Origin of the sequence: Neorhizobium sp. NPDC001467, assembly GCF_050275975.1 — a bacterium.
GTDB lineage: Bacteria > Pseudomonadota > Alphaproteobacteria > Rhizobiales > Rhizobiaceae > Neorhizobium.
In genome coordinates, this window is the sequence record NZ_JBNNPS010000007.1 from 59444 (window position 1) to 84397 (window position 24954).

General features: G+C 54.8%; 26 protein-coding genes and 1 pseudogene. 15 read left to right on the forward strand and 12 right to left on the reverse strand.

Annotated features, from left to right (window positions below; genetic code table 11):
• Positions 1–31: 31 nt before the first annotated feature.
• The gene (locus ACQKKX_RS15030; RefSeq protein ID WP_427571844.1) at positions 32–1234 is read right to left on the reverse strand and encodes a mandelate racemase/muconate lactonizing enzyme family protein; all 1203 of its coding nucleotides are present in this window, start codon (positions 1232–1234) and stop codon (positions 32–34) included.
• A gap of 646 nt (positions 1235–1880) precedes the next feature.
• Between ACQKKX_RS15030 and ACQKKX_RS15035 the strand changes: the two genes are divergently transcribed.
• Positions 1881–2432: a recombinase family protein gene (locus ACQKKX_RS15035; RefSeq protein WP_427571690.1), complete on the forward strand. Its 552-nt coding sequence runs from the start codon at positions 1881–1883 to the stop codon at positions 2430–2432.
• Positions 2433–2477: 45 nt separating this feature from the next.
• Here the strand turns inward: ACQKKX_RS15035 and ACQKKX_RS15040 are convergent, their stop codons facing one another.
• Entirely contained in the window at positions 2478–3389 is a 912-nt protein-coding gene (locus tag ACQKKX_RS15040; protein ID WP_427571691.1) for an AraC family transcriptional regulator, read from the reverse strand.
• Between the two features lie 104 nt (positions 3390–3493).
• On the opposite strand from ACQKKX_RS15040, the gene ACQKKX_RS15045 reads away from it, so the two are divergent.
• Entirely contained in the window at positions 3494–3829 is a 336-nt protein-coding gene (locus ACQKKX_RS15045; protein WP_427571692.1) for an EthD domain-containing protein, read from the forward strand.
• Positions 3830–4037: 208 nt separating this feature from the next.
• On the opposite strand, the gene ACQKKX_RS15050 is transcribed toward ACQKKX_RS15045, so the two are convergent.
• Together ACQKKX_RS15050 and ACQKKX_RS15055 are read right to left on the reverse strand one after the other, a co-directional pair.
• Positions 4038–4343, reverse strand: a complete 306-nt coding sequence (locus ACQKKX_RS15050) for a hypothetical protein (protein ID WP_427571860.1) — start codon at positions 4341–4343, stop codon at positions 4038–4040.
• 105 nt (positions 4344–4448) lie between these two features.
• Positions 4449–4637 (reverse strand): annotated as a pseudogene (locus tag ACQKKX_RS15055) (TetR/AcrR family transcriptional regulator); the annotation flags it as partial.
• Between the two features lie 94 nt (positions 4638–4731).
• On the opposite strand from ACQKKX_RS15055, the gene ACQKKX_RS15060 reads away from it, so the two are divergent.
• A complete protein-coding gene (locus ACQKKX_RS15060) occupies positions 4732–5271 on the forward strand; it encodes a nuclear transport factor 2 family protein (RefSeq protein ID WP_427571694.1) in 540 nt (179 codons plus the stop codon).
• 155 nt (positions 5272–5426) lie between these two features.
• On the opposite strand, the gene ACQKKX_RS15065 is transcribed toward ACQKKX_RS15060, so the two are convergent.
• Together ACQKKX_RS15065 and ACQKKX_RS15070 are read right to left on the reverse strand one after the other, a co-directional pair.
• On the reverse strand, positions 5427–5918 hold the full coding sequence (locus ACQKKX_RS15065; protein WP_427571695.1) for an enolase C-terminal domain-like protein: 492 nt from the start codon (positions 5916–5918) through the stop codon (positions 5427–5429).
• Entirely contained in the window at positions 5915–6532 is a 618-nt protein-coding gene (locus ACQKKX_RS15070) for a mandelate racemase/muconate lactonizing enzyme family protein (protein WP_427571696.1), read from the reverse strand. The genes ACQKKX_RS15065 and ACQKKX_RS15070 overlap by 4 nt, the downstream gene beginning before the upstream one ends.
• A 434-nt stretch (positions 6533–6966) precedes the next feature.
• Between ACQKKX_RS15070 and ACQKKX_RS15075 the strand changes: the two genes are divergently transcribed.
• The gene (locus tag ACQKKX_RS15075) at positions 6967–7734 is read left to right on the forward strand and encodes an alpha/beta fold hydrolase (RefSeq protein WP_427571697.1); all 768 of its coding nucleotides are present in this window, start codon (positions 6967–6969) and stop codon (positions 7732–7734) included.
• A gap of 118 nt (positions 7735–7852) precedes the next feature.
• Complete coding sequence (locus ACQKKX_RS15080) at positions 7853–8512, forward strand: DJ-1/PfpI family protein (protein ID WP_427571845.1); 660 nt, start codon at positions 7853–7855, stop codon at positions 8510–8512.
• 104 nt (positions 8513–8616) lie between these two features.
• Here ACQKKX_RS15080 and ACQKKX_RS15085 read toward each other — a convergent pair whose 3' ends face one another.
• Positions 8617–9759: an FAD-dependent monooxygenase gene (locus ACQKKX_RS15085; RefSeq protein WP_427571699.1), complete on the reverse strand. Its 1143-nt coding sequence runs from the start codon at positions 9757–9759 to the stop codon at positions 8617–8619.
• Positions 9760–10089: 330 nt separating this feature from the next.
• Between ACQKKX_RS15085 and ACQKKX_RS15090 the strand changes: the two genes are divergently transcribed.
• Positions 10090–11010 (forward strand): LysR family transcriptional regulator, encoded by a 921-nt coding sequence (locus ACQKKX_RS15090; protein WP_427571846.1) that lies wholly within the window; start codon positions 10090–10092, stop codon positions 11008–11010.
• Positions 11011–11059: 49 nt separating this feature from the next.
• Here ACQKKX_RS15090 and ACQKKX_RS15095 read toward each other — a convergent pair whose 3' ends face one another.
• Positions 11060–12043 (reverse strand): NAD-dependent epimerase/dehydratase family protein, encoded by a 984-nt coding sequence (locus ACQKKX_RS15095; RefSeq protein ID WP_427571701.1) that lies wholly within the window; start codon positions 12041–12043, stop codon positions 11060–11062.
• Between the two features lie 88 nt (positions 12044–12131).
• On the opposite strand from ACQKKX_RS15095, the gene ACQKKX_RS15100 reads away from it, so the two are divergent.
• Both ACQKKX_RS15100 and ACQKKX_RS15105 read left to right on the forward strand, forming a co-directional pair.
• Positions 12132–13055: a LysR family transcriptional regulator gene (locus ACQKKX_RS15100; protein ID WP_427571703.1), complete on the forward strand. Its 924-nt coding sequence runs from the start codon at positions 12132–12134 to the stop codon at positions 13053–13055.
• Positions 13056–13266: 211 nt separating this feature from the next.
• Positions 13267–13674, forward strand: a complete 408-nt coding sequence (locus ACQKKX_RS15105; protein WP_427571705.1) for an SDR family NAD(P)-dependent oxidoreductase — start codon at positions 13267–13269, stop codon at positions 13672–13674.
• A gap of 154 nt (positions 13675–13828) precedes the next feature.
• On the opposite strand, the gene ACQKKX_RS15110 is transcribed toward ACQKKX_RS15105, so the two are convergent.
• Positions 13829–14392, reverse strand: a complete 564-nt coding sequence (locus ACQKKX_RS15110; protein ID WP_427571706.1) for a TetR/AcrR family transcriptional regulator — start codon at positions 14390–14392, stop codon at positions 13829–13831.
• A gap of 109 nt (positions 14393–14501) precedes the next feature.
• Here ACQKKX_RS15110 and ACQKKX_RS15115 point away from each other — a divergent pair, with 109 nt between their 5' ends.
• Together ACQKKX_RS15115 and ACQKKX_RS15120 are read left to right on the forward strand one after the other, a co-directional pair.
• Positions 14502–15518 (forward strand): alcohol dehydrogenase catalytic domain-containing protein, encoded by a 1017-nt coding sequence (locus tag ACQKKX_RS15115; RefSeq protein WP_427571708.1) that lies wholly within the window; start codon positions 14502–14504, stop codon positions 15516–15518.
• Between the two features lie 145 nt (positions 15519–15663).
• On the forward strand, positions 15664–16452 hold the full coding sequence (locus ACQKKX_RS15120) for a class I SAM-dependent methyltransferase (RefSeq protein WP_427571709.1): 789 nt from the start codon (positions 15664–15666) through the stop codon (positions 16450–16452).
• Positions 16453–16479: 27 nt separating this feature from the next.
• On the opposite strand, the gene ACQKKX_RS15125 is transcribed toward ACQKKX_RS15120, so the two are convergent.
• Positions 16480–17418 carry a LysR family transcriptional regulator gene (locus ACQKKX_RS15125; RefSeq protein WP_427571711.1) on the reverse strand — a complete coding sequence of 313 codons (939 nt, stop codon included), beginning with the start codon at positions 17416–17418 and terminating at the stop codon, positions 16480–16482.
• 114 nt (positions 17419–17532) lie between these two features.
• Between ACQKKX_RS15125 and ACQKKX_RS15130 the strand changes: the two genes are divergently transcribed.
• From ACQKKX_RS15130 to ACQKKX_RS15145, 4 genes are all read left to right on the forward strand, one after another.
• Positions 17533–18372 (forward strand): oxidoreductase, encoded by an 840-nt coding sequence (locus tag ACQKKX_RS15130; protein ID WP_427571712.1) that lies wholly within the window; start codon positions 17533–17535, stop codon positions 18370–18372.
• Positions 18363–19118, forward strand: a complete 756-nt coding sequence (locus ACQKKX_RS15135; protein WP_427571714.1) for an SDR family NAD(P)-dependent oxidoreductase — start codon at positions 18363–18365, stop codon at positions 19116–19118. Before ACQKKX_RS15130 ends, ACQKKX_RS15135 begins: the two co-directional genes overlap by 10 nt.
• Before the next feature lie 18 nt (positions 19119–19136).
• On the forward strand, positions 19137–19841 hold the full coding sequence (locus tag ACQKKX_RS15140; protein WP_427571715.1) for an SDR family NAD(P)-dependent oxidoreductase: 705 nt from the start codon (positions 19137–19139) through the stop codon (positions 19839–19841).
• 133 nt (positions 19842–19974) lie between these two features.
• Positions 19975–20745 (forward strand): alpha/beta fold hydrolase, encoded by a 771-nt coding sequence (locus tag ACQKKX_RS15145; protein WP_427571847.1) that lies wholly within the window; start codon positions 19975–19977, stop codon positions 20743–20745.
• Positions 20746–20966: 221 nt separating this feature from the next.
• Here the strand turns inward: ACQKKX_RS15145 and ACQKKX_RS15150 are convergent, their stop codons facing one another.
• Positions 20967–22442, reverse strand: coding sequence for a catalase (locus ACQKKX_RS15150; protein ID WP_427571717.1), 1476 nt, complete (start codon positions 22440–22442; stop codon positions 20967–20969).
• A 234-nt stretch (positions 22443–22676) separates the two neighbouring features.
• On the opposite strand from ACQKKX_RS15150, the gene ACQKKX_RS15155 reads away from it, so the two are divergent.
• Positions 22677–23669 carry a catalase gene (locus ACQKKX_RS15155; protein ID WP_427571719.1) on the forward strand — a complete coding sequence of 331 codons (993 nt, stop codon included), beginning with the start codon at positions 22677–22679 and terminating at the stop codon, positions 23667–23669.
• 483 nt (positions 23670–24152) lie between these two features.
• Here the strand turns inward: ACQKKX_RS15155 and ACQKKX_RS15160 are convergent, their stop codons facing one another.
• On the reverse strand, positions 24153–24854 hold the full coding sequence (locus ACQKKX_RS15160; RefSeq protein WP_427571720.1) for a glutamine amidotransferase: 702 nt from the start codon (positions 24852–24854) through the stop codon (positions 24153–24155).
• Positions 24855–24954: the final 100 nt, after the last annotated feature.

Sequence of the window (24954 nt, forward strand, 5' to 3'; positions counted from 1 at the left end):
GGGAGAGATGAGGCCTGCATAGGTTGTGCCCTCACAGGTTGGAAGCGTTTGAAAGACGCCTGCTGACGGTAAAAGCCTTGTCGAGGTCGGGATTGAGTTCCATCCCGAGTCCCGGGCCGGGGGGGACGGTGATCATGCCGTTCTTCACCTGCGGCAGTGCCGTGACCAAATCCCGATACCAGGTGTAATAGAAGGCCCGCACGCTTTCCTGCACCAGGGCGTTCGGTGCGTTCAGCGAAAGATGTGTCGACGCGCAAAGGACCACGGGGCCGGTGCAGTCATGCGGCGCGACTGGCGAGTGCCAAGCTTCTGCCATGGAGGCGATTTTGCGCGCCTCGGACAGGCCGCCGCACCAGGAGATGTCGAGCATGACGATGCCCGCCACGCCCGTTTCCAGATAGTCGCGGAAACCCCAGCGGGTGGCAAGCGTTTCCGAGGCCGAGATCGGCGCCGGCGACACCTCGGCATAGCGCTTGAGGCTGGACAGGCTGTCCATCTTGATCGGGTCTTCGTGCCAGAAGGTGCCGAAGGGTTTTAGAGCCTTGGCTATCTGCATAGCCGGCAACAGCTGCCACATGGAGTGAAATTCGACCATGATGTCTATTCGGTCGCCCACTGCCGTACGGATCTTCTCGAACGGTTCGAGCGCCGCCTTGAGGTTGGTTGAGGAGATATACTGGCCCCTGGTCATTTCCGCCGCCGCATCAAAAGGCCAGATCTTCATCGCCGTGATGCCTTCGCTGAGAAGGGAATCCGCCAGTTCGTCGGCGTGGTGCAGGAAGCCGTTCAGGTCATCGTAGTCTTTACCGGTCGACAGGCCATAATTGGCGGTCGTCTGGCCGGTCCCCTTTTTGATATATTCGGTCCCGGCGCAGGTATTGTAGGTGCGGATTTCGCTGCGAGAGAAACCGCCAAGCAATTGGGCGATCGGCTGACCGGTGACCTTACCGAAAATGTCCCAGAGCGCAATGTCGAAGGCGGAATTGCCCCGAACCTCGGCACCCGACGAGCGGAAGCCGACATATCCGACAAGCTCTTGAGCGAGGAGGTCGATCGCCAGCGGATTGCGACCGATCACACGAGGCGCCACGTACTCGTGGATATAGGCCTCAACCGTTTCCGCTCCGAAGAATGTCTCGCCAAGGCCGGTGATGCCCTCGTCGGTATGCACCATAACCCACAGCAGATTGCTTCGTTCGGCTACGCGGACCGTTTCTAGTTTTGTTATTTTCAATCGAACCTCCCAGTATGATGCCAGGCCGTCTTGCAAATATTGGGTCACACTGTTCGTAAGCCAGTTCTCTGAAAGATTGAAGCTGGTGCGAAGAGCATCTTTAGACCAACTAGGCTTTCGTTCGTCGAGAAGGGGCATGCTAGAGGATGCTCGTTCGCTGAGTTGACGACCGACGGCAGGAGAGACAGCTTCCGGTGCCCCGGCATTTCCTGCGCGAGTATTGGGGCATGCTGCAAGCAATACCTTTTTGGGTTAGCTTTTCTACTCTCGCACCGCAGAGCACGGCCGCTCCCTCGGGTATCGCTTCAGCGGATGGGGCAGTAAGAGTGCAGTGTCCTATGAACGGGTTAGCTGATATCGCTATCGGATATCAAAACCAACCCGGGGTGTCTTGCGCGGCCGTGGCGGAAAAAAGCTTGCAGCGATCTCTACCCTCCTCATAACATAGAAGGTGATCCGAGAAGTGATAGCAGAAACCTATTTTAGCTGATCAATGATCAGGGCCGGCCATCGGCCCCGACAACATATTAAGGTCGCGGAAGTCCTAAGTTATGCGACACCGTGGCCGTGGGCGGCAGTTCAACGGTTTTGGCCGTCGCATAACTCTGTCGCAAATGCTGAAGGATTTGCGACATGAGGGTCGCATATGCACATCGCTTACGCGCGCGTTTCGACACAAGGACAGGATCTCGAACAACAGCGCGCTGCCCTGCTGGCGGCCGGATGCAAGCGCGTGTTCGAGGAAAAGATTTCCGGTGCCCGTAAAGACAGACCGGAGTTAGCAAAAATGCTCGACCACCTTCGACCAGGTGACGTGGTTAACGTCACGCGGCTTGATCGTCTCGCGCGGTCGACAACTGACCTGCTCCATATCGTTGATCGGATCAAAGAGAAGGAGGCTGGCCTTCGCTCTTTGGCCGAGCCTTGGGCTGACACTACTTCGCCAGCCGGCAAGATGATCATGACCGTCTTCGCCGGCATTGCGGACTTCGAACGCTCGTTGATCTTGGATCGAACAAGCGTTGGACGAGCGGCCGCCAAAGCTCGTGGTGTTCGGTTTGGACCACCGAACGCGCTCAGTCCCGAACAGGTAGCGCATGCACGGCAGCTGATCGATTCGGAGCAGAAGTCTGTCGCCTCGATTGCGCGGTTACTCGGCGTTCATCGAGCGACGCTTTATCGTGCTCTGGCGAACTGAAGGTGCGCTACGGCGGTTTGTCCGAGACTGAATTGGAAATATTGGCTATCCGATCAAAGCGTATTTACGGGGCGAACAGTTCATTACGCGCTTAAATGCGGTGCTAAATGCTGCTTCGGATTCATAGCCCAGGGACAGCGCGATCCTTGAGACAGGTTCCGACCCGCTGGTTAAGCGTTGGCAAGCAAGCATCATCCTCCAACGTGTCAGATACGCAATTGGAGACGTACCGGACACGCTTTTGAATTTAAGCGCGAACTTTGATCGAGACATCCCGGCTCTTCGCGCCAATTTAGGCAAGGTCCACTGGCTTCCCGGATTAAGGTGGATAGCAGTTATGGCAGCAGCAATCCTTTCATCGCCGAGCGCGAAGAGCCAGCCTACCCCGTCTCTCGAACCTTGAGAAAGGTAAAGCCTAAGAGCTTGGACCAGCAATAAGTGAGCGAGGTGCTGCACTACGAGCTTCGTGCCGGGCTGTGCTTCACACAGTTCTTGGCGCATTCGATCGAGCACCCATCTAAGGCCCGCCTTATCGGCTTCATCACGGAGGGCTATGATTGTAGGCATTGATCCCAGAAGGATATCGACATGGTCACCAGCGAATGCGAAGTGACCGCCAAGCATGGTTGTTTCTCCACCGCCGTTTACCGTCGCGATACCCCCGTTCCAGTCCTCCTCTCGCAAAGAGACAACTTCAATCGGATCGACCGCGAGGTCTTGGGCGAGGAGGAACCGGCGTCCGTTTGGTAACAGGATGCAATCTCCTGCCTCGAGCCGGATCGGAATCTTGTCGCCATCGACGGCAACCCAAGCGCTCCCAGTAACAAGTGCAAAATACTTGAGCCCCGAATGCTTTTCGAACTGCAATGCCCATTGCTCCCCCAGATCGAAACCACCCGCGATATAGGTTTTCGGGGTCAACAATGAGAGGACATCAGACAAAGGGTCAGTGACCATGGGACAATCTCGAAAATATTTGGGACTTCAGAAGATAGATCGTCCCAGAGATCATGGCTAGTTTAGTTAGGCACCGCACGCGGCGCCAACATAAAGGAGATTTCATGATCAAGGTCATTATCGGCTTCAAGCGCAGGCATGGTATGGGCATCCAAGAATTCCAGGACTACCGACGGGACATTCATGCTCCCATGTTATTTAGCATTCCTGAAGCAAAGAAGATCAACCGCTTCGTCGTTTCCTATCCTGTGGACTATTCTGCCGCGGAGGAACCGCAGTTCGACGCCGTCGTAGAAGCTTGGTTCCAGAACGAGGGCGACATGAACGCATTGTTTCTGTCAGAAAACTTTGCAGCCCGAGTGGATCCGGACCACGAAAACTTCATAGACTTGAGTTCCGTAGTCCGCCTTGTGACCGAAGAGCTCATTGTTGTCCCATAACCGTCCGGCGGGGATTGTTGGGCAAATGCTTTGTGGACCCCAGGCTGCGTAGAGAAGACAACCGAGGTCCACACCGTCGTTGAAGCGGGAAATCGCTCACCGTCGCTCGTCGAAATCATGCAAAGACAACGTGCCGCGACTGAACCTGTATTCCGCGCGAAGTTGGTCTCCATGGATGACGTCATCACCCTGCCGTTTAACTCAACGGCTACCGACGTTCTTTCGGTAGCTCTATCCGCGCGCCTTTGAGCAACAAATCTATGAGCGCTTCAGTTTGCCGTCTCCACACCGGGGACGGCCGGATAGTAGCAACCCCGACGATGGCGCGCAGAAGGTTGAGAGGCTCGATTGCCAAATCGATTTCCCCGGCTTCGTTGGCAGCAGTGACGAGGGCCGTAACCGGCGGCGAGAGCAGGCTGGGAGTGTTACTATAAAGTTTTTCGGGCCCACCTATGAGACTTTCCAAGACGTTGCCGAGATTCTGTTTGGCTTCGAGAAAATCCACGAACAGCATAAGCCAAGCTCTCAATGCGTCGACAGGGGAGTTTGTCTTAGCGAGGTCGCTTGCAGCGTCTTGTAGCCGATCCGTTTCGTGTCGGTAAACGCCTTCGATCAGAGCGTCTTTCGTTGGAAAGTGACGGTATAGCGTCCCGATTCCCACACCAGCGTCGCGAGCTATTTGCTCCAAGCTGGCAGACAGTCCATGCGCCTTAAAGCATTCCTTGGCTGCGGCTATTAGTGCCGCTTTGTTACGCTCGCCGTCTGCGCGAGGTCGTCTTGTTCTCGAACCTTCGCCATTTGGTGCCATATTTCTACCCTTGCTAAACGGAGGATGCCTCCGTAATGATAAAGGCGGAGGAGCCCTCCGTCTACCACATCGTTACCGGATGAAAGTGAACATTATGCTGAACAACGTAAGTACAGCGGCGCAGCTGCTCGAGCTGCGAGATGCACCAATCGAAAAAAAACTGGACTATCTCATTGATCATATGGCCATATGTGACCTAATCCAAAGATATGGCCAGGGTACCGACACGCATGATTTTCAGCTGCTGAGAACGTGCTACGGGGACTATATCGAGGTGGATCACAGCCCGACGATTGGAATGGGACGTATTCGGGTATCGGCTGACAAATGGTGCTCTCTCGCGGAAAAATTCCATAGTCAGCTCGATGGCGACGAGCATGTTATGATCCCGCAGAGCATCGTTATTCACGGGGACACCGCCAGTTGCCGCGTGTTGATGCATGCGAGCCATTTCTATCGGGATGCCGCGGGCAGCCCTTACCAGACGCTGGTCGGCAGTTATGACCTGAAGTTCGTCCGAAGCGACGATGGCTGGAAGATCTCGGAATCTGTTCAGAGTGTAAGCTGGACAGAAGGAAACTGGCAATTCCATAACGACATAAAAAATTCGTTGGGCACACCGGACCTCGATTAAGGAGGGAGTGAGTGGCGGGGACCGAGTTGGACTAGACACTCGGTCCCAACAGGAGGCGCAGCTTTTTTCGAACCCCTTGTTTCGATTCCTATCTCCGGCAGGGTTGTCTCAGTCTTTGCAATAAAATCTTCTGTCTCTGACCCGTGGGTTGGTGATCAGAAAGAAAGACTAGGTGGTTTCAGCTTACCCTCGTCGGGAACAATGCCAAGGCCATGACCAAAAGGCAGCCCTATGTGACCTGCCTCGACGCCGACGCCGTTCTCTCCATCGTAGTAGTGACCATCGATGTACGGGGCGGCGATCCAAACCCCTTCCAGTAGTGCCGGGTCGACGGTCGCGCCCATGTGTACGCACGCTGCCGCGATAATATCACCGCCCCAGGCGTCGTCGCACGTATGTGGGAGGCGCATTGCTCCGCAAACGTCCCGGAATGATGCCATACGTTGAAGACCGCCAATACCAGTTATCTTCATTCCAAAACCATCGATGATTCCTAGTCCAGCAGCAGAGATAGTCGTGGCAAGGTCGGTACCGTTCTCATCCATGTGTATCCCATGGGAGACCTGGGGCCTAATTTTACGAAGATCCTCAATGGTGCGGCAAGGTTGCTCAAAAATGAATGGAATATCTGGACATTCTCTGCTCACACGTAAGGTATCTCGGGTCGTCCAGTTACGGTTGCGTCCACCACGAGCTGAATGCCGCTACTGGAAATGACCTCCCAAACTCTACGAATAGTCTCGATATCCGTTTCAACCGAACGACCACCAACTTTAACTTGGAGACGTCGGTAGCCTTCATCACGTTTTTCCGCAGCGGCACGCGCGGTTTCGCTGGGTTCACCAATCCCGAGCGCATAGTACGACGGAACCCGACGAGTAAGGGCTCCGCCCAGGAGGTCGCAAACTCTGACCTTCAAATGTTTTCCGAGAAGATCGTAAACGGCAATATCAAGCGCTGCCTTGGCATAGTTGTGACCGGCTAAGAGCTTGTCCATCTGTCGATGCAGCGTCAGGGGCAGTGCCTCAATCCCCACCAGTTGCGGGGCCATAAGTTGGAGAGCAGCTCGGGCTCCTCCTGCATGCGCTTCTGCGTATGTTGGCCCAACTGGACAAGTTTCTCCCCACCCTGTCAGGGCGTTATCTGCCACGATTTTCACAAGGGTTGTTTCAAGCGTCGATAATTCTGTGCCTGCGATATGGAAGGGGGCGCCGTTGACGGGCAGATCGTGCTGATAGATGTGGATTTCGACAATTTTCATAAGTTTAAGGGGCTCTTGGCATTATCGAGGTGCAACGCGCGCACGCACCTCGCTACAACACACTCAACGTAAGGTGACTGAGGGCGAGGGCAAGTGCTGAGGCGGTTCTTTAAAAGGCATAAATTCAGGTGGCGCCACGCGACGGCCGAGTTGATGCCGGACCCGGTAGCTATTTCTCACGAGTAACCGTCGGCGATCGCCTGCCGTTATCCCTCCAGATTGGTTATCGGCTTCACCGCCCACCTCACGAAATCTGAGAGAAATTCATTCGAGCCTTCGGCGTTTGCTCTCATAAAATCTTACAAGACCTGAAAGCTGATTTTCAGTTTCCTCCTTAGGATGTCGCCTACATTTTTCAGAGCAAGCCACGCCCGGGCGGTCCGTACGTGGCGAGGCAATGTATTAATTGATAGAGCTCTCGATGAGGAGAAACTATGTATAAACTTGCTTTGGCGTGGCTGGCCGCCATGATGCTGGCTAGCCCACTCAGTGCCGCGGACGCGGGTAAACCCACGGTGGTTCTTGTTCACGGCGCTTTTGCCGATGGCGCTAGTTGGAACCATGTATTGAAAATTTTGCACGATGATGGGTATCAGACCATTGCCGTCGCAAACCCGTTACGAGGCGTTCAGTCCGACGCTCGTTACGTCGCATCGATCGTCGACAGTATCGACACGTCGGTCGTTCTCGTCGGGCATTCATACGGTGGCTCGGTCATCTCCGAGGCTGCTGTGGGCAAGGATAATGTGAAATCGCTTGTCTTTGTGGCGGCCTTTGCACCCGATAAAGGAGAGTCGGCCGCCGAACTGTCCGGAAAGTTTCCTGGCGGCACCTTGGCGTCAGCTTTGGCCAATCCGGTCACACTTCCGGACGGAGGGGCTGATCTCTACATAGACCAGAAGAAGTTTCGTGAGCAGTTTGCGCATGATGTTAGTGCCGAAGAGGCCTCTCTCATGGCTGCCACACAACGGCCGATCGCCAAATCAGCACTCGACGAGCCCGCCAGCGCGGCCGCGTGGAAGTCTATCCCGTCATGGTTTGTCTATGGTGACCAAGACAAGAATATCCCGCCTGCGGTTCAAAAGTTCATGGCCGAACGCGCTAAATCCAAGAACACTGTTGTGATCCCAGGCGCCTCACATGTTGTGATGATTTCAAATCCGAAGACCGTCGCCAGCCTTATCGAGAACGCTGCTCACTGAGATTCGATGGACGGGAACGACCCGTATTGTTCCCGTCTTCGGCCATTCAATCTATATTGAGATAAGAGACGAGGAGGATGCCCTATTGTCCGCGCCACAATCGCTTTCGGTTGGTTTCTTGCTGTTCCCGCGACTCACTCAGCTTGACTTGACTGGGCCTTTCGAAGTCTTTGCGCGCGCACCTGGCGCGGCGGTGCACCTCATTTGGAAAAATCGCCGACCTGTCGTGTCGGATCGCAATTTGGCAATTGTTCCAACTAAGACATTCGCGACCTGTCCACCACTCGACATCATATGCGTCCCAGGCGGCCCCGGGCAGGTGGAACTGATGGAGGACGATGAAGCGCTCGCGTTCCTTCAGAAGGTCGCGGGGGAAGCGAACCTGGTGACGTCGGTTTGTACAGGATCGCTTGTGCTTGGTGCGGCCGGGCTTCTGCGGGGATATCGGGCGACATCACACTGGACTTCTGTAGACCAACTATCTCTTCTCGGCGCTGAACCAGTATCTGAACGCGTTGTTTGGGACCGTAACCGCGTTACGGGAGCTGGCGTTACCTCCGGAATAGACTTTGCACTCACTATCGTCTCGTCGCTCTATGGGAGCGAAATCGCGAGCTCCATCCAGCTTCAGATGGAATACGACCCAAAGCCGCCATTCGAGACTGGATCGCCGAAAACGGCGCCAGCTTCCTTCGTCGATGCCGCAAGAGCTGCAATCGATGATTTTATCGCGGAGCGGCGTGCGGCGACCGTACGTGCCGCGGCGCGTCTTCGGTAGAGCTTCAACGCGAAGAGCAGTGACGGAAGTGTTGCGACTTGAGTAGCAATGACTGAAGCACATGGCGCAATGAAAAAAAACCGGTCTCACTCGTTAGATCTCGGTCACTTTGATGGCCTGAGAGGCCCGTATGTATTTTTGTAGCTCATTGGGCCAAGTATTGGAAAAAGGATGGTGCGCAGGTACGCAGGAAGTCTAGCAACCCTCGATGCGCGATCCGTCATCGCCTGCACGTGACGGACCCTGGTTTGTCGGATGCTGGCGAGCTTTTCCGTCAAGACGCTTGGATCTGTTTTCGATTCAAGAAGAAGGGCCAACGCCAAGCTGTCTTCAAGGGCCAGTGCTGCTCCCTGAGCCCATACGGGAGCAGTTGCATGGGCTGCATCTCCGATGAGAACGCCTCGGCCGCGACCCCACTGTGACGGCCGTATTTCCGTCAGTGGCGAATGAAAAACGGTATCTGGTTTTGCCATTGCCTCTACAAGGCTTTGCCTTACGGCTATGGGGAAATCTTTTGAATGGTGGAGAAGCGCGTCGACATTATGATTGTCAGCGGCCCCGCTCTTAATCGTAGCCCAGCCGTAGACCTCGTTTGGCCCGCACGGTATCAGCAGGAATATGGCGTGTTTGCCCATCCAAACTGTCCAACAATCAATTCCGGGATTCGGCGCAATATATCTCCAGCTCGCTTCGCCAAGAGTGGCAATCGATGTTCCGTCGCCAGGAGAACACCACTTTCTGACGCTTGAATTGACGCCATCAGCGCCGACGAAGTACCTAGCTGAAAGGAAGTCTCCCGCAGAGGTCGCGATTTCTACGTCATGTTCACCAATGGTGGCGGAAGTCACTGCGCGATCGTACAGGATATTGTCGTTAGGAATACCTTGCATGAACAGTCTAGCCAAGTCGGAACGGCGCACACATCGGGGCGTGTTTTCAGTTCCCCAAAAGGAAGCTTCGTCTACCGCGAACAGCAGACGGCCGCTGCCGGATCGATACTCGCGTCGTCCAATAGAGGCGCCGCAGGCTTTCAATTCATCGCCCACACCAATTGTTCTCAACGCCGCAATGGCATTGCCCGGCAGATTTATAGCGAGACCAGCATCTACTAGGGCCGTCCGGTTTTCCAACGCGACGCAGGAGACGTTCATTTGTCCGAGCAACCTTGTCAGCGCAAGGCCTGCAATACCCGCCCCAACGACTACGACATCGCGTGAACCCTCGAGTTTACGTCCTCTCTCAGTCATGATGTTGCGACCTTTCTAATGTTGCGTAGGCAATCGATGCGACACAATGTTCACAGACTGCTTATCGGGAGGCTGAGTGGTTGGTGCCGGCCTTAACCGCGACATATTCTGTGCGACGTCAACTGTTTGGAATGGCAAAATTTCATACAGCGGCAGAAGCGAAAATGGCGAAACACCGTCTAGCTCATATCCCTGACGCAGGCTAACTAGACCGGTGAAAGTAAGAGGCATACCACTATAGAGCTTGTGATCCCTGTTCTCGCCAGTCTCCGCTCCGATACGCGAGCGAAGGCGCAGGACGCAACCGCAAATTACGAAGCGATGCGCAATATGGACAACTCATGGTCTTGGGATGACCAAAAGTATTTTCTTGCAGTTCTCGAGCTAGGAAGTTTTGCAAAAGCGGCGCGCAAGCTGGGTGTCTCGCATCCCACTGTTCGTTCGCGCATTGGTGCGCTCGAAACTTTGGTAGGGACCGTTCTGTTTGTAAGGTCAGGATCTGGCCTCGTTCCAACTGCGTCGGCTAGAGCTCTCCGCGAGCCTGCCCAGGCGATGGCGGATGCTGCTCACCGCTTCGCGCGACACGCTACTTCATCTGATACTACCGTATCAGGCAGAGTTAGGCTGAGCGTTCCAGAGGTTGTCGGCACGGACGTGTTGCCAAGGATGCTACGCTCTTTGCGGGACGTATATCCAATGGTGAGCGTTGAGCTGGTCCTAACCAACGGCCTATCGAACCTTCTCACCAACGAGGCTGACATTGCTGTCCGAACTGTGCAGCCGGAACAGGAATCGCTAGTCATCCGTAAGGTCGCCGCGGTCGCGCTAGGCTTGTTCGCCGCCCACGATTATATATCTCGTCGTGGGAGCCCAACATCGGTCGAGGATCTTAGAAATCATGACCTCATAGGCCCAGATCGTGGCCGCGCCGAGTGGGAACTCGCGTCAACGCTAGGTCTGAATGAGGGAATGCCTACCTTCGTCATTCGCACCGATAGTCATCCCGCCCAGATCGCAGCAGCCAGAGCGGGCATAGGGATCGTAGCATGTCAGGTCCCGCTCGGTATCTCTGACGCAGGTCTATGTCACATTCTCCCGGAAGTCGTCGTACATACGATCGACACCTGGGTAGTTGCACATGAAAATGTCTTGAAAATCCCGCGTGTTCGGGCCGTCTACGATCATCTTGTAAACTCGTACAAACTTTATGCGAGCGGTAGCCCAAGTGCGGGTCCCTTCCTATCCGCCTGAGAGAAACCCCGCCCGTTTTGGTTCGCGTACCCGGTCGAGCTCTTCATATTTAATCGCATCGAGGCATTGAGCTTTGCGCTATAAGGGTAGCCTTGACTGCCTCAATCAAAGGGGTCATGGGTTCCTCCCCAATCTCGGACACGAGCTTTGAGTTATTCATCCGCAATGGGATTTTCCACAGGTATTGCATCTCGAGGATCTCTCTGAAAAGGGGAGAAATAGGCGACCCTAGCCGTAGCAGCCACCAAGGGAAGCGCTTTCGCGCGACTTTATATCCCACCGCTTTCTCTATAGCGTCTGCCATTCGCGAGTTATCAGGGTCCCATACGCCTTCCATATGATACCTTGCAAACGTTGGTAGCTTGTGCCGCCTTTCGATGAGCCGAGCCATAGTTTCCGCAACATCTGGTAAGTATGCCCATTGATGTCCCACCCCCTGTGCATTGGGCGATACTATTTTCTTTACAGCGATGCCTGGTTTAATGAGGCCCTGCGAAAACCAATTATTGCCAGCCAATGGGCCGAAAAAGTCCCCGGCGCGGACAATCAAAGCCTTTGCGCCTTGGCCAGAGGCTTTTTCCAAGCGTCGCTCGAGCTCGACTCGGATTTTCCCCTTCGCTGTGACCGGCTGTTGTGGGCTTTCCTCATTTGGCTCTGGGAAAACATCCGGGCCAAAATTGTATACCGTGCCGGGTAGTACGATGCGCGCTCCCTCGTGCTTTGCCGCAGCGATCGTATTGTCCATCATTGGCAACACGAGTTCGCTCCATTCCCTGTAACCGGGCGGGTTAACTGCATGCACGATCAGTTCGCATCCTAGGGCGGCACGAAGCACGTCGTCGATCCGTAAAGCATCACCTTGGATCCACTGATACTCGGGCAAGAGTTGTGAATTTCTCCGCGCATCGCGATGGAGCGCTCTGATACACCAGCCTCTATCGTTGAGCTTTCTCGCTAGGTGTCCGCCAATCCCCCCAGTCGCTCCTAAGACGAGAGCGACGCCAGGCTCTGAACTATGTTTTGCAGCACTCATCGTCGACCACTCCTTTGTTTGTCGATGGAGTGTCACTCGATTGCATGGTATACGGAATTAGCTTTTTTCGTAGGGCGGATATTCAAAAATGAATGGGCCATCGTGGGATCACTATCGCACATTTCTAGCGATTGTGCGCACCGGGTCGTTATCCGCCGCGGCCCGTGATTTGGGACTGACACAACCAACGGCAGGTCGGCACATTGAATCACTTGAATATTCGCTCGGACACAGTTTGTTCACGCGGTCGCGGCACGGCCTTATCCCAACGGAAGTCGCCTTTCGCCTTGTTCCTTATGCGAAAGTGCTCTCGGATACCACAGGCGCAATACTGCGTCTGGCATCCGCAGATCTGAAGGCACCCGCAGGCACAGTTCGGATAGCCGCCAGTGATGTCATGGGTACAGAAGTGTTGCCACCAATTTTGAAAAGACTTCAGGACAGCTACCCCGGAATCGCGGTCGAACTCTCAATTTCCGACTCAGTTGAAGATTTGCTTCACCTGGAGGCAGATATCGCCGTGAGAATGACGCCGCCAACACAAGAGGCGCTCGTTATCAAGAGCGTCGGTTCAGTTGTGATCGGATTGTACGCCCACCGCGAGTATATAAGGCAACACGGAATGCCTGAAACGGAAGCGTCCCTCCAAGAACACCGTTTCATTGGCTATGATCAGCAAACAGAATTCATAAGGTCGGCGATCAAAACGATCGGTAGGCAAATGCCGGACTTCCCGCCTGTCGATACGTTGAACTGGATCTATCGTTGCGACAGCAACGTGGCTCAATTCGCGGCCATACGCGCTGGCGTTGGCATAGGTTTCGCGCAAGTCGGTCTTGCGAAAAGAGACGCAAATCTAGTTCGCGTTCTACCTACTCGTTTTCAATTTTCCATGCAGACATGGATAGCAATGCACGAAGACCTGAAAGCCACGCCGCGCTACCGGGTGGTGTTCGATGAGCTAGTTGGTGGGCTCGACGCTTATTGCCGTTCTCAGGCTACGACAATTTAGGTTATGTCGGAAGACCGGAACTCGTCGCGCCGCTGTTGTTTCAAGATCGTCTGTTCCGCTGAGCCGGCTGTCGCCTCCCATTCGCCGCAGCAAGGTTCAGTGATATTTTTGTGGTGTCTTGCTAAAGTTCTTTGGACTTATTCCCACGACCTGTCGAAAGGCGTACGAAAAAGCGGCAGGGCTAAAGAGTCCCGTACTGGAAGCCGGAACTTTGCGACTAATAGCATCGTTCCTGCCACATTTTATGAAGCAAAAAGAGACCACTGTACTGGTAGCGACATCGTCTCTAGCCTTTGTACCTAAGGCTATTTTTCCAACTTACTGCGGAACCAAGGCGTTTCTCCATTCAAGGGTGCAATCGCTCCGCCGACAGCTGCGAGACGTTCCAGTAGAAGTTTTAGAGTTGGTTCCGCCCTACGTCCGGACGGAACTGAACGGGCCAAGCCAAGCCTCGGATCCTCGCGGCATGGACGTCGAAGAATTTGTTTCTGAAGCTTTGGGCCTGTTGGAAGCTCGTGATCATGCGGGAGGTGAAGTCTTGGTTCAGCGAGCTCGGTTGGAAAGGCAAGCGGAACGGGATGGCATATACGATGCGATTTACGGCGCAGCGAACCCCTGACACGCAAATGCGGTGGGCTTGCTACTGCGAAGGGGCAGCCGATCGAAACTACACAGTACGGCCCGCGCTTCGAGCACGAGTGCAACAATGTGTTCGCTGTCTGGAGCCAACTCCATAAGGTTTAATTTTGGCTCCCAGCATGCGTTGGATGGCATCACAGGTCCAAGTTGTCGTGGACGCTCCGTAAGATTTCATCCGATAACGACGGATCACCGTTCCTGACGGCACGCGACAATATGATGCCACCGACCAACATTGACAATGTCGCGATCGCGTCTTTTCGACTGAGGTCTAGCCGGGTCGTGTCGCCCTGTATAAGTACCAGGTAGCGTTCCAAACCGTCCGCAAATGCTTTCTGAGATTCCTTTGGTAGGCGCGCGACATCGACAGGCAGGCTGCCGGTTGGGCAGCCGCCGTCTGGGTCATCGCGGTGTTCGCTAGTACAATAGCTCGTAAGCCGTTCCGCTACTGAGTGTTTTCCCTGTCGAAGGCCGGACTCAATTTCGCAGAGCGCTCGTTTAAAGGCATATCGTACAACCTGTGAAGTCAGATCAGCCTTCGATTCAAAGTGATTATAAAAGCCGCCATGCGTGAAACCCGCGGCTTTCATGAGGTCTCCGACTGAAACATTCTCCGCCCCCTGGGTCTTGAAGAGTTTCGAAGCGGTTTCCAGAATGTTCCGTTTATTCTCCTCGGCTGCTTCCTTCTTTATCCGCATGGTGACTCCTTAGGAGGCTTGACAAAAGGTACTTTGCGAACCCAATAATGATAAGCATCATCATTAAGGCTTTCGCCTGCATAGAGCAAGATATCACGGGAGTGCCCTTATGAAGGCTGTTGTTCAGATTGATACCGGCGAACCGGCGACGGCGCTGCAGCTTATGGAGATCGGCGCAGTCGATACCGTCCTACAGCCAGATTCCGTGGCGATCGACGTGCTGCTCACCCCCGTTCACTACGGCGATCTTGTTCTTATTCGATCTGAGCTCAATAAGCCTGAACATCCCCCGCATATTCGGCGGGGTTCGGAGGCTGTCGGGATGGTCAGGTCGATCGGTGCGAATGTCTCGGGCTACTCAAAGGTGGCGGTTGGTGACCGTGTGATTGCATTCCCTGCCAGCGGGTCCTGGGCGGAAACAGTAGTGGTTCCGGCGGCAGCGTGTATTCCGGTGCCGTCGGACATAGAGGATAATGTGGCTGCGCAACTTCTGATAAATTTCGTCACGGCGCGAATGGCCATTCGTGGCTTGCGAAAATCTGTTCCGCAAATCGATCTTTCTCAAGGCGCGGTTCTCGTAACCGGCCCCAACACGGTTGTGGGCAGTTTGCTCCTTCATTTACTTCGAGAGGAGGGGATAGAAGGCATCGGTCTAGCCCGAACTGCTGCCAGCGCCGCTCGTATCAAGGAAGTCCTTGGGGACGTGGTAGTCGCTGCGATGGACAACCCGACATGGCGGTCCCAGGTTACCGATACTTGTGCTGGAAAAAAGATTGTAGGGGTTCTGGACTGCGTCTCGGGCAAGATTCTTTCAGAACTCGCAACACTTCTGGCCGATGATGCCGCAATCATCAGCTACGGAGCTCTCGGTGGCGGTACGCTAGACATCAACACGCTGGAGGTCGTTGGTCATCAGTTCGTCATCCGAGGAGTAGTATTTACGCGGTGGTTCTCTGAGTTATCGCTGGAACAGCAGAGCGAGGATATCAGATCGGCATTCGAGGTGTCCCGCGCATTTCCGTCGCTGTTCAGAACACATAAAATCTTTGAGTTTGGAGACATACAAGCAGCCGTCGCTGCTGTGGAAGCTCCGGGCCGAAATGGTTTTGTCTTCCTTCGCCCCTAAATTCGGAGTGGCACAAATCGAGAGACTACTCGTCTAACCAAACAAATTTCAGCGCCTTCATTAGGATTAGAGAATTATGTCAAGCTCACCGTCGAATAATGGAACGTGGCTGCCGGGACGCACGACCCCCGCAAGCAATCCTCACATGACCGACGACTTCGCACGCGTCTATGAAATGACAGCGAACCGGATAACCGGTCCAGTTGCGGTCGAGGCACTCAAGCGGGTAGGAGGCGTCAAATCTGGAGCTCGGGTGTTGGATGTAGGAGCCGGGACGGGCGCATTAGCCATCCCTGCAGCCTTCAGTGGAGCCCATGTTCTGGCAGTAGACCACGCCCCCGGGATGATAGATCTTCTTTCAGACCGGATTGCCGCGTTTCCCGACGCAAAAGCAGACCTAATGGACGGTCAGGCCCTAAAGATGGAAGACGATAGCTTCGATTTCGCCTTCTCAATCTTCGGCGTTATTCTGTTTGATGATTGGCGCCGCGGACTTTCAGAAATGGCGCGGGTAGTACGTCGCGGCGGCAAGGGCTGCGTTGCCACATGGAAAACTCTTCCAGGAGGCGGTCCTTTTGTTGTGATGGGGAGGGCTCTACGTACTCTGTTTCCTGACCGAATGCCTCCTGCGCCCCCAGAGGGCTTGGTTGTTCTCTCAGATCCAGTTCGTTTGGCCGCTGAAATGCAATCTGCAGGCTTTACCGATGTTGCTGTGACAGAAGTCGACGCCCTTTGGACCGGCCCGGCAGGCACCGCTTACCTTGATGAAATGGCCGCGTTACACGGCTACATGGCACCATACGCTCTCCTGGACGGCGCACAGCGCAGTATGGTCCATGAGGTCATTCTGGAGATAATCGAAGAGTTCAGCCAAAATGGCAGGACAGAACTACCTGCGACGGCACTGATAGCTACGGGAACAAAGACGCTTTGAGCTGAGGTGGGCATCGAGTTCATCAGACTACGGGATGTCTGCACTGCTATCTTGTGAGTGCGGCGGCCCTGCGCGCACGACGTCGATGAAAGCGCGCAGTGCCGGCGCCATTCGGCGCTGTTGGGGATAGCAAAGGAAGAGCCCTGGAAAAGGCGCGGACCACTGGTCGAGAATACTAACAAGGCTTCCCTTTCCAATGTATGCTGACACCGCATCCTCGACTGGGAACCCGATCCCGATGCCTCTTAGGGTCGCGTTTAGTGCACTCTCCTTATCGCTGAATATGAGCGGGCCATCGACCGTCACGCTGAACCATCCGTTCTTGTCGAAAAACTCCCAGGCATAGGGTGTTGCCCGTCCGGGCCAGCGCCAGCGTATGCAGCGATGGTTGACGAGATCACGCGGATGCTCTGGGTAGCCGTAGCGTTGGAGATAGCCGGGCGTAGCGACTGCGACCTGTCGAAGTTCCGGTCCGAGCCGTACGGCGACCATATCCTTCTCAATGACTTCACCTATACGCAGACCTACGTCGTAGCCGCCAGCAACAATGTCGACGACTTCGTCGTCTAGCGTCATGTCCAACACGATATCCGGAAAGGCTTCTGTGAAAGCCTCGACTATCGGCTCCACATGTTTTTGGTACGCGGATCTAAACGTGTGGACACGGACGGTTCCCGCGGGTCTTTCACCAGACTGTCGAACCTGAGTCACCGCAAGCCCAAGCTCGAATGCGGCCGGCCGCACACGTTGAAAAAGATTTTCACCTGTCTCGGTGAGAGAGACATTGCGGGTTGTTCGGTGCAGCAGCCGCATACCAACCTCATCTTCGAGGCTTTTGATCATCTGACTGAGTGCGGACGGAGAGACGCCGAGCTGGTCGGCCGCTCGGCTGAAGCTGAGGCATTCTGCAACCGCGATGAAAGCACGAAGCCGATTGTATTCCTGGCTTAAGAGAAGACCGTTCATCACCCACCCTTTAATTTGTTAGCTAATCTAACAACGGCTGTATGTTTTTCGAGCATTATAACTTTTTTCCTGGCGCGCTAACTGATGGGCATCGCGAAGAACAGGGAGCATCAGATGAAGACCTGGTTTATCACAGGGATCTCACGCGGGCTGGGACGCGCCTTGGCAGTGGCGGCGCTTGCCGAAGGCGATACGGTCATCGGAACTATTAGGTCAGGCCAATCTGACATAGATCACGAAAATGGCATTTTGCATGTTCTCAACGTCGATCTATCGGACGGTCCAAAAATCGAGAAGGCTGTAGCTGACGCGTTCGGGCTCGTTGGGGAAATTGACGTGATCGTCAATAACGCGGGATACGGCCTTTTGGGTGCTCTGGAGGCCGCTACAGATGCCCAGGTCGAGCACTTATTCACTGTGGACGTCTTTGCACCATTCCGGATTATCCGAGCAGCCCTACCGCACCTTCGCAGGCAGGGCAAAGGCCATATTGTCAACATCACGTCGATCGCTGGGCGCGCCCCCTCAACGGGTTCGGCATTGTATAGTGCGGCAAAATCAGCGCTAGAAGGTCTTTCTGCCGCTCTTGCGCTCGAGGTCAATGCGCTTGGGATCAAAGTAACGGCCGTTGCACCGGGCGCCTTCAGGACAGATTTCCTGTCCTCACATTCTATCCGCAAAAGCGACGTAGCCGACGTGGATTATGCCAATACAATCGGACGGAGCAGCGCTGCTTTTGACGCCGCAGCCGGACGACAGGCGGGCGATCCCCAACGTGCGGCCAAGGCGATCATCACGCTTGTTAACGCCGAAAAACCGCCTTTACACCTGCTTTTGGGAAGCGACGCGCTACGGCGTGCGCGCGGCAAAATCGATCAGCTCGTTGATGAAATTGATGCCTGGGACGCAGTCACGCGTAGCACCGACTTCGCGGAGGAAGAGAAATGTCGCTAATCAAACCAGATAATTGGGATTTAACAGGGAAAGTCGCTGTCGTGACCGGTGCGGCGCGCGGGATTGGCCATGCTACCGTATCGTTATTAGCGGCGAGGGGTGCTCGCATCGTCGCAAGTGATGTCAATCCGGCGGTGGCCCAGATCGCCTCAACCGAGATTGCTACGTTCTGCGGAGATGTTGCTGATGAGGCGACGGCAGTAGGTGCGATCGCGCTGGCAAAGGAACGTTTCGGTGCGGTTGACATCCTAGTCAACAATGCCGGCCGGACCATGAACAAGGCCTTGATCGACATGAGCGTTGACGACTGGGATGCGATTATGACCGTCAACGCCCGCGGCAATTTTCTGCACTCAAGAGAAGCCGTTAAGGTCATGATTGATCAGGGGGCGGGGGTCATCGTCACCGTGGCTTCAATCGTATCGGCGGTGGGCATGAAGGACACGTCTGTATATGCCGCCTCCAAGGGCGCGATCGCCCAGCTCACCAAAGTTATCGCAGTCGAATATGGTGATCGCGGTATCCGGGCAAACGCCGTCGCGCCAGGCGTCGTCGTTACTGATATTCTCGACGGTATCGTCGAAGACAGCAAGGCTGCCCTTTCAGGCTACAGCGGCGCCCATCCCATCGGGCGTGTCGCCCTGCCGGAGGACATCGCAGAAGTCATCGCCTTCCTCGCATCGCCCTCGTCGGCTTTCATGACGGGCGCATTGGTAATGGCGGACGGCGGCTACACGGCAATCTGATTGAAAAGGAAACCAGCAATGACGAAAGCAATCCTAATTGTGGCCGCTGAACGTGGTCTTGGCCTTGGGCTCGCGAAGCAGTTTTTCGATCGCGGATGGACTGTAGTCGGAACCTCAAGATCTGGCGCCGACACTGACGAGCTTCGTCGCGTGGGCGAAGCGGACCCGGATCGCCTTGCGATCACTAACGTCGACGTCACGAGCGCTGACCAAATCCCGTCCTTCCTCGAGTCACTTGGCGACCGCCGCTTCGACGTGATTTTCATGAATGCCGGCATCTGGGGCGCACCGCATCAGAGCGTGCTTGAGGCAACCGATGAAGAATTTGCCGAAATCATGCTGACGAACACGTTCGGTCCTGTAAGGCTCGCTCGCCGCCTTCTGGGCACACTAGTGCCCGATGGTACGCTGGCCTTCATGTCATCTCACCGCGGTAGCATCACCATTAACCTCGAAGGGGGGCTCGAACTCTACCGCGCAAGCAAGGTGGCGACGAACATGCTGGCTCGCGGGATCTATGCCGAGAACAGGAAAAGTAACCTCACTGTTCTGTGCATTCACCCTGGCTGGGTTAGCACGGCAATGGGTACGCTAAACGGCACAGTTAACGCTGAAATCGAACTGGAACCAAGCGTCCGTGGGATCGCAGATGTTGTCGAAATCCATATGAGCTCGGGTGAAAACCTTTATCTCGATTACCGGGACGAACGTCTCGATTGGTAGTGCTGAAACGAAGCCGGATATTGAGGAGCCATGCGGTTTTCTGCGTTCACCATGTGGATTCCTCTATCCGGCAAACTCCATTTTTTTCTTATCCGACGCGCTCGAGAGTCAACGTATCATGGAGGTCCATAGGATGATTAATCGAAGAACATTCACCGGTTCGGTGCTGGCCCTCGGCGCAACGCTTCAAGCGCCTGAAGCTTTTGCCGCACCCCGAAAGGCAGTACCGGCAAGCAACGTGGTGTTGGTCCATGGTTTGTTTGCGGACGGCTCGTCCTGGCTGGAGGTTATTCCCTTCCTGCAGGCACAGGGGCTGAATGTCACATCCGTTCAAAACCCGCTAACGTCACTAGCGGACGCGGTTGCCGCTTGCACTAAGGTGCTCGATCGTCAGAGCGGTCCGACCGTGTTGGCTGGCCATTCATTCTCGGGCATTATCGTCACCGAAGCCGGCGTCCACTCGTCCGTGTCGGCGCTAGCCTACGTGGCCGCTCGCGCACCCGATGCGGGCGAAGATTATAAGGAACTTGCCGCCAGATATCCAACGCCTCCAGCCTCCGCCGGAATTGTCTTCGACGGCGACGAAGGGAGGTTGAGCGAAGAAGCGTTTCTCCACGACTTTGCTCCAGATCTGCCGCCCGCGAAAGCGCGTGCGCTCTTCGCTGCCCAGTGGCCTTTCCGTAAGTCGCTGACCGACGCGAGGACCAGCCATGCTGCTTGGCGTGAGAAGCCGAGCTTTTACGCGGTCTCATCCCGCGATAGAGTGATCGATCCTGAGCTGCAGCGCTTCATGGCCAAGCGAATGGGCGCAGAAACGGTCGAGCTATCCGCCAGTCATGTTTCGCTACTGTCGCATCCGCGCGAGATTGCTGGCCTGATTTTGAAGGCAGCGGGACAGGGCTGATTCATCAAGGCGATAGCTCGGCCGGGGATAGCTGGACCTCCTATATTTCCCGCGACAAGTAGCAGCCACGTTGCAGCCAAGCATATACCAGGCAAGAGCATTGTAGCTTAGCCGGCTAAAGAAAGTCGCGTAAGCTAGATTATGGAACTAGTTATACTTCTAATGAAGTATGAGGTTGGAGTGACAGGGCCGAAAAACGCGACCCTGCCAGCACACATCGTCTACTCCACAGCCGGTTCGAATGCTGAATGCGCTGCCTCATCCGGCGCCAAGCTCGCGAGCGCTCGAGCTACTCCGCACGCGTAGAGCGGATCTGCCATAGCGCAATTGGCTATATGGCGGTCGATAATCGCTCGGTCTGCACCTTTCATTGCTCGCGCAGTGTTCTCAAACAAGATCGCGCGTTGCCTTTCATCCATCAGACGGAACAGGTTTCCTGGCTGGGTGAAATAGTCATTATCCTCACGATGATCCCAACGTCCCGCCGCGCCCCCGCTCCTCAGTGGTGGTTCTGAGAAGTCTGGCTGGTCCTGCAACACTCCAAAGCTGTTTGGAGCATAGTGCGTACTGCGACCTCCGTTTCCGTCCACACGCATGGCACCGTCTCGATGATAAGAATGGACAGGACATTTCGGTGCGTTCACTGGAATCTGCGCATGGTTGACGCCAAGTCGGTAACGTTGGGTGTCTCCATAGGAAAAGAGACGGCCCTGAAGCATTTTGTCAGGAGAGAAACCTATACCCGGAACAACGTTTGCCGGGGAAAATGCGGCCTGCTCGACATCTTGGAAAAAGTTCTCAGGGTTCCGATTCAGCTCAACGTAACCTACCTCGATAAGAGGGAAATCCGCCTTGGGCCAGATTTTGGTCAAGTCGAAAGGGTTAAACTTACAAGACTCCGCTTCATCCTCCGTCATGGTCTGTATGAACATTTTCCACCGAGGAAAATTCCCAGATTCGATGTTTTCAAATAGATCTCTTTGATGGTTTTCTCTGTCGTTACCAATGATTACCGCAGCCTCGTCATTGGAAATGTTTTCGATGCCCTGCTGCGTGCGAAGGTGAAATTTAATCCAGGTCCGCTCGTTCTGGGTATTGACGAAGCTGAATGTATGGCTGCCGAACCCATGCATGTGGCGCCAGGACTTAGGGATTCCGCGCTCGCTCATGATGATCGTGACCTGATGCAAGGCCTCCGGTAAATGGGTCCAGTAATCCCAATTGTTATTTACGCTTCTCATCCCGGTGCGCGGATCGCGTTTCACCGCGTGATTGAGGTCTGGAAATTTCAGAGGGTCACGAATGAAGAAAACTGGGGTATTATTACCGACGAGATCCCAGTTCCCCTCTTCGGTGTAAAACTTCATTGCAAACCCGCGGATATCACGTTCCGCGTCCGCTGCGCCGCGTTCGCCGGCCACGCTGGAGAAGCGCACGAACATCTCGGTTTGCTTGCCAACCTGCGAAAAAATTTTGGCCCGCGTAAGGCGAGTGATATCATGTGTTACGGTGAACGTTCCAAAAGCACCGGCGCCTTTGGCGTGCATACGGCGCTCCGGAATAACCTCCCTATCGAAATGCGCCAGCTTTTCCAGAAACCAGACGTCCTGTAGAAGCGCAGGGCCGCGGCGGCCCGCTGTCATCGTGTTGTTGTCGTCGGCAACAGGCGCGCCGAATACAGTTGTTAGTTTAGTCATGTCCCATCTCCCTCATGATGGCCCAATGGCCATCAGGCTCTTCTGAGCAGTGGCGGGTACTTTACCCACTCCACCAGACGGCGCAGCGTGCCGGGTTCGTAAACAAAGCTGGGCCACACGAGCGCATCCGGCCTATTGCCGCGAAACAATCCGGACGGTGAGGAAAGTTCTAAAATCCGAGATCTTCCCGGGTACGCAGATACGCGGTTCCTTGCGTGCATTGGGAGGATGAAAATGAAAAGTCTAAACCGTCATGTAGCGGCGTTGATAGGTGGCCTCGCCGCTGTCGCATACACAGGGTTCGCACATGAAGTTGTAGCTGCGGATGCTAAAAGTATCGTTGAGGCACTCAAGACTGTCGCTGGGAATCCTGAAGGCTTCCGAGCTACATTTGCGAAGGGCCAGTGTGTGCATGGGACCTACACCCCCGCACCGAACGTCGATCGTGTCACAATCTCTAAAAGCTTCACCCAGCCTTGGCCTGTGATCGGTCGGTTCTCGGTCAGTGGCGGTAATCCCAAGGTCGCCGACACATCAAAGACGGCATTACGAGGATTCTCCATCAAGATCCTGTCAGAAAACGACGAAACTCATTTGCTTTTCGAAAACGCACCTGTCCATTTTGCAAAGACGCTCGATCAGATGCTTGGCTTCCTTCAGGCACGTGCGCCGGCTGCAGATGGCAAACCTGATCCAGCACGGATCGCTGCCTTTACGCGTAACAACCCGGAAACGATGCGTCAGGCTGACTTCATCAAAGAAAAGCTGTTGCCTGCAAGCTATGCCGGTATCGTTTATTGGGGCGTTCACGTTTTCACTGGCACCAACAATGATGGATCCAAGGTGCCGTTCAAGTTCAAGGTCATGCCCCGCGCTGGTGAATTGACAGTTTCTGACGCCGAAGCTGCGAATAAACCGGCGTCTTTCCTGGTTTCCGAACTAACAGATCGCTTGGGGGACGGTCCAGCAACTTTTGACATTATTGCCCTGTTGGCTCAGCCTATTGACCGTAGGGACGACGTTACGCTTCGGTGGAATGAAGAAGATACGCACCCGACGGTCACGCTTGGAAGCATTGCTGTTACTGGGTTGGAACCAAACACTACCTGTGACGAAACTATATTTGATCCTGGGCTTCTAGCTGCCGGAATAGACGCCCCGACCGATGAGATATTTTCAGCGCGCACGACAGCTTACGCAATTTCCCTTGGGCTGCGTTCAAAGTAGCTCCCCTCCATTGCGTTGAGGAAGACCGGCTTGCTAGCCGGTCTTTTGCTCACCAACGGGTTCCGTGTCCAGGGCTTGGGTGATACTCGTTGGGAAACAAGACAGGTTCATTTACTCCCGCATGTTCTGTCTGCTCGTGATCATATAGGTGCGAACAATCGCAGCTAGAATGGATTTGCGAATATCGAGTCCTTTCGCTCCATTTACGGCAATGAGGGCAGTAAGTGGGCCACCTGTCCCGCAAGGTCGGATGGGCCGCGGGGTTGCTACCGCACTTTCCTCTACACCTTCCAGTACCGCTCGCACGAGAACTGTATAGAAGACTTCCCCACGAAACGCGAGGTACTGAGGACGATTAGAAAAAAGGGCAGTGGGAATTGCAACAACCGATATGCCTTGCGATTGCATTGGGTACAGAGCGGCGCTGTTCCAACGTGACCGACAATCGCTTGGGTCCTGATCGTTATGGCCAGCAAGAGGACCTTAGCCCAACTGGGTAAGCCACTCGCTAAGCATTCTTCGACCAGCGTCGCGCAGAACCGGACCGTATCGCTTGGCATCGGCGCGGATTGTACGCGGATCAACCCCTGCAGCCGCCAATTCAAATGCGTGGCCTACGAGCCATTCCTCCATTCCACCACACGCGTCTATTTCAGGATGAAATTGCACCCCTAAAACCGACGATCCAATGGTGAAAGCCTGATTGGAGCATCTTGACGTGGTGGCGAGATTGGTCCCTCCCGGCGGGATATCGAACGCGTCGCCATGCCAGTGGAGAACTGGAGTGCCTGCCAGATGTCTAAGTGGGCTTTCTGCACCTTCCTGAGTAAGGTTTAGCGGTGCGAATCCTATTTCTTTCAAACCAGTGGGAGCGACTTTTGCACCCAATGCCGCCGCTATCTGCTGGGCACCAAGACAAATACCAACCGTCGGACGACTGGCGCGCAAGCGCGCCGATATCAGCGCCTGCTCCTCCGATATGAATGGATAAAGCGCCGCCTCATACACGCCGACGGGGCCACCTAAGATGAACAGGAGATCAGGCCCAACAGGATCCAACGCTGCCAAGTCATCAACACCCACATCATGGTAATGCAGTTTGTAGCCTGCCGGCGGCAAAACGGCTTCGAACGCTCCCAAATTTTCGAAATACACGTGTCGTATCGCCACTGCGGTCTTGAGCATTTCGTATCTCTTTTGAAGCCACCGGACTACAGTCAATCAACCGGTTTGGATAATGGAGGGCCGGATTCCGAAGAAGATGTGGACCAGGTGAACGATGGAC